Origin of the sequence: Frankia gtarii (assembly GCF_025403375.1) — a bacterium.
Taxonomy (GTDB): Bacteria; Actinomycetota; Actinomycetes; order Frankiales; family Frankiaceae; genus Frankia; species Frankia gtarii.
Genome location: NZ_JAMPTM010000369.1, coordinates 1 through 5,812, shown reverse-complemented (window position 1 = coordinate 5,812; position 5,812 = coordinate 1). Strand labels below are relative to the sequence as shown.

Below are 5,812 nucleotides of genomic sequence, written 5' to 3'. Positions count from 1 at the left end.
CCGGACGCCTCAGCCACGGCGTCCACCGGCCCCCCTGCGGCGGCGAGCGGCCGTCCCCGCACCGCGCGGAACCGGCCGTCCCGCGCGCGCATCACCGTGCCCAGCGACACCGCCAGCACGACGGCTCCGACCAGTACCCAGGCTCCCGTCACAGCTCCTACAGCATCCCAGCGGCGCCTGCTCTTCCCGGACCGGCACCATCCGCCGCATCACCGGCCCGCGGTGGCCGCGTCGGCGTCCAGCACGACGTCATGACCGCCGGCGGCGAAGGCAATGCGATCGGCCATGACAGTCGCCGAGGTGAGCTGCATGTTGAACGGCAGGCCGGCGACCGGCACGCGCACGGTGAGCAGCGCGGCGGCGGCCTGGCGCAGCGCCGGCGGCAGGATCGCACCGACCGACCCGGACAGCTCACGCGGGGTGAACGTGACCGCGGCGGGCTGGACTCCGACGTCCGCCGTCCCGGACACCGGGTAGGCGGTCCCCAGGATCTCGACCGATCCCGCGACCCGGATCCCCTGCCCGTCCGGGCTGACCGCGGCAGTCGAGCCCTGGCTGCGCAGGTAGGCGTTGACGTCGGCGAACGTCAGCTCCACCCGGGCGGTGAGCCGGTCCACCGGAATCCGCCGCACCTCGCCGCGGACGACGTCGGCGAGGGGGAGCCGCACGCCCGCGAGGTCCGCGTGCACCCGGTCCACGCGAACGTCCTGCTCGACGTGACCGCGCACGTCCACCCGCACGTTCCGGTAGTTCCCGGCGACGACCTGGGTGAGGAACGGGAAGCCGCCGAGCGACACCGTCGGACGAGACGGCAGGTGCTCGGTCCGCTGCGCCTGCGTGGCGATCTGGCCGGCGACGACCCGCGCGGCGACCCGGTCCACGACGACACCCACGATCAGTCCGACGACCACGACCACGGCCGTGATGCGCAGGCCTCGACCGGCCGGGCCGCTCATCCGGGGAGGTGCCGTCCGACCAGGTAGACCAGCGGCGCCGCGCACGCCAACGGCAGGATCGCGGCGAGCAGGACCGCCGCCGACCGATCCGCCGCCGACCGATCCGCCGCCGCGTCCCTGACCGGCTCCGCCGCACCGGCCCCGCCACCCGGTGTCCCCCCGGCGGCGGGCGATCCGGCCGCACGCGCGCGGGTCAGCACCAGATCCACCAGAGCCGCGACGGCCGCGCCCGAAGCAGCCGTCGCAAGCGCGGCGTTCAAGGTCAGGTCGTCGGGTCCGAGCGCGCCGAAGACCGCACCCGCGGCCACCGCGACGACCACGCCGAGCAGGCCGGCCGGCACCGCCGCCAGGCCGGCCCAGCCAAGTAGCCGGGCGGTCACGACGGCGCTGCCGGCGCCCAGCAGGCCGGCGATCACCAGCAGGTCGGCCGGATGGTGCGCGCCGTGCCCGGCCCGCAGCGCGAGGTATCCCGCGAACAGGGCGCTGAGGGTGATCCCGCTCAGCGCGGTGGCCAGTTCGGCACTCACCCGGACGGTGGGATCCGGCGCCGCGGTGGAGTCCGGACGGCCCGCCGGGTCCGCCTCGCCGCCGGCGCGCGGGGGGACCGGGGCGCGCAGCGTGAAGGCCCGGCGCAGCACCAGCTGGTAGAGCACCGCGACCACGACGGCCGCCCCGATGACACCGGCGACCGAACCGTAGGCGTGCCGGTCCGAGACCAGCAGGACGACATCGGCGAGCACGGCCCACGCCGCGACCAGCGGGATCGTGCCCGGGGAGGCGCGCAGCGCCCGGCTCCACGCCCACGCGAACGTGACCTGCTCGGCGGCCAGGACGGCCGCCAGCAGCCAGGTGGCGAGGGCGGCCGCGCCGACAGCCAGGCCCATGGCGATCAGGGCGGCGAGGGCGGCGAGGGGCTCGCCGAGCCGCACCCACCGGGTCGGCGCAGCGGCCGGCGGGGCCGGCTCCCCCGACAGCATGCCGCGGGACAGCCCGGGATCGCCAGCGCTCACGCGCGTCATGCTGCCATGCCCGGCTGACGGACCCGGCGCCGCACCGGCCGCGGGCCAGGTCGAGCGGGCGGAAGGCGGCTGAGAACGCCGGCGTTCTCAGCCGCCGGCGAACGGCGGCAGGGCCTCCACGACCGCGCCGTCGCGCAGGATGACCCCGGCCGGGTCACGCCGACCCACCGGCTGTTCGTCCACCAGGTAGGAGCAGCGCCGCAGCAGCGCGGGCAGGTTCCCCCCGTGGCGGGCCGCGACGGCCGCGAACAGCGCCGCGAGCGTGTCCGCCTCGATCGTCTCCTCACGCACCCCCGCGGCGTCACGGGCGGCGGCCCAGTACCGGACGGTGACCCGGGCGGCCGGCGCGGCCGGCGCACCCGGCACGGGCGATGCATCCGGCACGGGTGGCGGCCCCGGCACGGATGGTCTCGGGTCGGTGCCCGCCATCATCTGGCCTCGACCACCGCGCCGCCGCGAGGCGCCGGGGTGACCGCCTCCACCGGGCCGGCGCCGCCGGCGGCGAGGCTTGCCAGGTGCGCACCGATGCGGTCGAGCAGGCCCGGACAGACCCCGGCCTCGGCGTGGCCGAACTCGGGTACCAGCCACATCTGCGCGGACTCCCCGGCGGCCGCGGCAAGCGCGCGCGGATGTTCCAGGGTGAAATACCGATCACGATGCCCGTGAACGATCAGTAAAGGCATCGGCGCAATGGTGCCGACGACTTCGACCGGAGAGGCAGGAATTGGCACGAAAGCGCCGGGATCGATACGGACGCGTAACGCACCTCTTGTCACCATCCGGCCAGTGGCATGCTCGGCGAGCCAGTGGATCCGCCGCATCGGCGCGGTGTCGCGGACGAACCATCGGCTGGTGGCGCTCACACTGATGACCGCATCGGGGGGATGGTGCACGCGCAGCTCGTGACTCAGCGTACGGTTTTTGGCCAATCCGGCATGACGGAGGACCGCAGCCCCGCCCATCGACCAGCCAATGGTGATAACGCGCTGGTAGCCGAGCCGGCGAGCCTCGCCGACGCCGGCGTCGACGTCGAACACCTCGCGATCTCCGAAGGTGCATGATCCACTAGAGCGACCATGACCCCGCAGGTCCATGACCAGCACTCCTACATATTTTCGTAACATGTCTGCGACATGCCGTAATGCCGGATGCCTCATCGAACAGGAGAAGCCATGAGCGATCACGACCGCCAGCTCCCGCGACTCTCCGTGCACGACCCCAAGTTTTTGATCATGGTTCGTGGCCAGAATCTCAGAATCAGCGGTGGGCAGTAGCCCGTAGACGGTAGGAGCCGAGTAGGACACTCCGCTATCCTCCCCACATACCGGCCTTCGTTTCATGCCCATGACGGTCGTGAGACGCCCAGGGCCGGGCATCGAGTTACTCACCGGGTCGACGCTGCCCCACCACACACCACCTGGAGGAGTCGTCTTGAGCGTCGTCCTTTTGCTCACCAACGCCCCCGGTCCCTCCGCCGAGTCGTTTCCGTCCCTTGGTCTGCTCACGCACACGGTACGGGTCGCTCCGCTGGAGGCAAGCGCTCTGTTGGACGCTCCGCCCGTGGACGTGATCGTGGTGGACGGACGCCGGGAACTCGTCATCGCTCGCGGTCTGTGCCGGCTGCTGCGCACGACCGGACTCACGACGCCGTTGCTCGCACTGGTGACCGAAGGCGGCCTCGCCGCGGTGTCGGCGGACTGGGGGGTCGACGACGTCGTCCTCGACTCCGCCGGTCCCGCGGAGGTCGAGGCCCGGTTGCGCCTGGCCATCGGTCGGGTCGCTGCCGCCGGTGGCACGGCCGAGGCCGGTGTCATCCGGTCCGGCGACCTGTCGGTCGACGAGACCACCTACTCGGCCAAGCTGCGGGGCCGCCCGCTCGAGCTCACGTTCAAGGAGTTCGAGCTGCTCAAGTACCTGGCCCAGCACCCCGGCCGGGTCTTCACCCGGGCACAGCTGCTCCAGGAGGTGTGGGGCTACGACTACTACGGCGGCACCCGGACCGTGGACGTACACGTCCGCCGGCTGCGGGCGAAGCTCGGCCCCGAACACGAGGCGATGATCGGCACGGTCCGGCACGTCGGTTACAAGTTCGTGGCACCACCGATCGCGCCCCTGCCGGAAAACGCCACCGGGGTGTCCACTCGCGTCGACCGGGACGACACCCGCACACCCGAGCGGGTCTAGGCGCCCCCGGGCAGGCCGGCGGGCGGCGTCGATCGTCGACGGCGCATCCGACCTGACGATGCCGGGTGGGAGATGTCCACGTCTCCTGCCCTGCATCGTCGCGTCGGGGCGACGGATCACGGGACAGCCGGCGCCGAGAGCCCATACGGTCGTTCGGTGACGACCTCCCTGACCTGGCAGTCGACCCTGAGCGCCACGGACGTGGACGACATTGTGAGCCTGCTTGCCGCCGCCGAGCGGACGGACGGCACCGGGCCGGTGTCCGAGGACGTCCGGCTGACCCTGCGCCCCGACCAGCGGATCGGGGCGGGCCGCCACCTGCTCGCCGTGGCCGCCGCCGATACCGGGGCGGCGGGCACGCGGCCACCGATCGTCGGCTACGCGCATCTGGGCGGCGCGCTCGACAGCCGCCAGGCTGAGGTCGTGGTCCACCCTGGGCATCGTGGCCAGGGGATCGGCCGTGCCCTGGCCACCGCGCTGACCGAGGCGCTCGGCGATCCGCCCGCCCGACTCGACGTGTGGGCGCACGGCGATCTCCCACCCGCGGCGACTCTGGCCGGCCGGCTCGGGTTCACCCGAGCCCGGGTGTTGTTGCAGCTTCGCCGGCCGCTGAGCCCCGGCACGCCGCTGCCGGAGCCGCATCTGCCTGCCGGGATCACCGTCCGCGCGTTCGCCCCGGGCCGCGACGACGAGGCCTGGCTGGCCGTCAACGCCGCCGCGTTTGCCGATCATCCCGAGCAGGGTCGCTGGACGCTTGATGATCTGGCGCTGCGCCGGGCCGAGCCGTGGTTCGACCCCCGCGGTTTCTTCGTCGCCGAACGCGACGGTCAGTTGGTCGGCTTCCACTGGACAAAGGTCCACGAGGTGGATGAGACGCCGCCACCGGACACCCGCCCCGGCCCGATCGGCGAGGTGTACGTGGTCGGGGTGCTGCCCGGCGCGGGCGGAGCGGGGCTGGGGCGCGCGCTGACTCTCATCGGCCTGCATCATCTGCTCGCCGAAGGACTCCCGGCAGTCCTGCTGTACGTGGACGAGGACAACGAACGAGCCGTGCGGATGTACTCCGGCCTCGATTTCACCGTCCACACAAGCGATGTGTCCTACCACTGGCTCGGGCCGGCCGCGGACTGAAACTGGTCATCCGCCGCGGCGGGTCCCCAGGCCGGACGCCACGGTCGCGCCGCCGTGGTCGATTTCGATGACCGAGGTCAGGTTGGTGACGTGCAGCAGCCGGTAGGCATCCTCGTTGAGGTTGCGCAGTGCCAGCCGCCCACCGACGGAGCGCTGACGCTGGTGGGCGAACAGAATGACCGCCAGCCCCTGCGAGTCCAGGAAGCTCACCTGGGCCAGGTCGACGACGATGTCGCGGACTCCGGCGACGCGCGCGTCGAGCAGCGCCTCGCGCAACAAATCCAGCGATGAGTAGTCGATGTCCCCAACCGGGTGCACGACGATGGCCTCCCGGCCGATCACTTCGACGCTGATGCTTGGTTCCATGGCTCCGTTGACGACCGGACGACATGGGCGCCACGAGAAGCCGGCCGGGCTGCCTCCCGCTACGCGCCGCGCCCATGGCAAGCGCGACGAAGGTCAGGTACCCCCACCGCACCACTCCCACACCCGCCCGATTCCCACCGGGAAGCGGTTTTTCTC

The 5,812-nt window shown here is 72.6% G+C and carries 7 protein-coding genes; 2 read left to right on the top strand and 5 right to left on the bottom strand.

Annotated elements, in window-relative coordinates:
• Nucleotides 1-209: 209 nt before the first annotated feature.
• The 4 genes from NBZ83_RS29665 to NBZ83_RS29650 form a co-directional block, all read right to left on the bottom strand.
• Nucleotides 210-956, bottom strand: a complete 747-nt coding sequence (locus tag NBZ83_RS29665; protein ID WP_261576271.1) for an LmeA family phospholipid-binding protein — start codon at nucleotides 954-956, stop codon at nucleotides 210-212.
• Nucleotides 953-1,975 carry a hypothetical protein gene (locus NBZ83_RS29660; protein ID WP_261568689.1) on the bottom strand — a complete coding sequence of 341 codons (1,023 nt, stop codon included), beginning with the start codon at nucleotides 1,973-1,975 and terminating at the stop codon, nucleotides 953-955. The genes NBZ83_RS29665 and NBZ83_RS29660 overlap by 4 nt, the downstream gene beginning before the upstream one ends.
• Nucleotides 1,976-2,062: 87 nt before the next feature.
• Nucleotides 2,063-2,341: a MoaD/ThiS family protein gene (locus NBZ83_RS29655; protein WP_261568688.1), complete on the bottom strand. Its 279-nt coding sequence runs from the start codon at nucleotides 2,339-2,341 to the stop codon at nucleotides 2,063-2,065.
• A 62-nt stretch (nucleotides 2,342-2,403) separates the two neighbouring features.
• Nucleotides 2,404-3,132 (bottom strand): alpha/beta hydrolase, encoded by a 729-nt coding sequence (locus tag NBZ83_RS29650; protein ID WP_438803217.1) that lies wholly within the window; start codon nucleotides 3,130-3,132, stop codon nucleotides 2,404-2,406.
• Nucleotides 3,133-3,406: 274 nt separating this feature from the next.
• On the opposite strand from NBZ83_RS29650, the gene NBZ83_RS29645 reads away from it, so the two are divergent.
• Both NBZ83_RS29645 and mshD read left to right on the top strand, forming a co-directional pair.
• Complete coding sequence (locus tag NBZ83_RS29645) at nucleotides 3,407-4,159, top strand: response regulator transcription factor (protein ID WP_261568687.1); 753 nt, start codon at nucleotides 3,407-3,409, stop codon at nucleotides 4,157-4,159.
• 72 nt (nucleotides 4,160-4,231) lie between these two features.
• The gene (gene mshD / locus NBZ83_RS29640; protein WP_261568686.1) at nucleotides 4,232-5,290 is read left to right on the top strand and encodes a mycothiol synthase; all 1,059 of its coding nucleotides are present in this window, start codon (nucleotides 4,232-4,234) and stop codon (nucleotides 5,288-5,290) included.
• 6 nt (nucleotides 5,291-5,296) lie between these two features.
• Here mshD and NBZ83_RS29635 read toward each other — a convergent pair whose 3' ends face one another.
• Entirely contained in the window at nucleotides 5,297-5,656 is a 360-nt protein-coding gene (locus NBZ83_RS29635) for an STAS domain-containing protein (RefSeq protein WP_261568685.1), read from the bottom strand.
• Nucleotides 5,657-5,812: the final 156 nt, after the last annotated feature.